Below are 390 nucleotides of genomic sequence, written 5' to 3' on the forward strand. Positions count from 1 at the left end.
ATCGACTCCTCGCTCGACTCGATGCGGCCCGTGGGCGCCCCATCGACATGGGTCCTCTCCAACCACGACGTCGTGCGCCACCGCACCCGCCTGGGCGGCGGCCTCGAACGCGCCCGCGCCGCAACGCTGCTGATGCTCGCCCTCCCCGGCTCCGCCTACCTCTACCAGGGCGAGGAGCTGGGCCTGCCCGAGGTCACCGACCTCCCCGACGACGCCCGCCAGGACCCGGCGTTCTTCCGCCGCGGCGCCGACGGCGACGAGGGGCTGCGGGACGGCTGCCGCGTCCCCATACCCTGGACCCCGCACGGCCCGTCCTACGGCTTCGGCGACGGCGGCAGCTGGCTGCCCCAACCCCCCGCCTGGGCGGCGCTCTCGGTCGCCCGCCAGACC

1 protein-coding gene is annotated in these 390 nt (G+C 76.2%); it reads left to right on the forward strand.

Features of this window, described 5'->3' with window-relative positions; all coding sequences use genetic code 11:
• A partial coding sequence (locus tag DEH69_RS09115; protein WP_258534552.1) for an alpha-amylase family glycosyl hydrolase occupies positions 1–390 on the forward strand: 390 nt, incomplete at both ends.

Source organism: Streptomyces sp. PT12 (assembly GCF_003311645.1).
Lineage (GTDB): Bacteria > Actinomycetota > Actinomycetes > Streptomycetales > Streptomycetaceae > Streptomyces.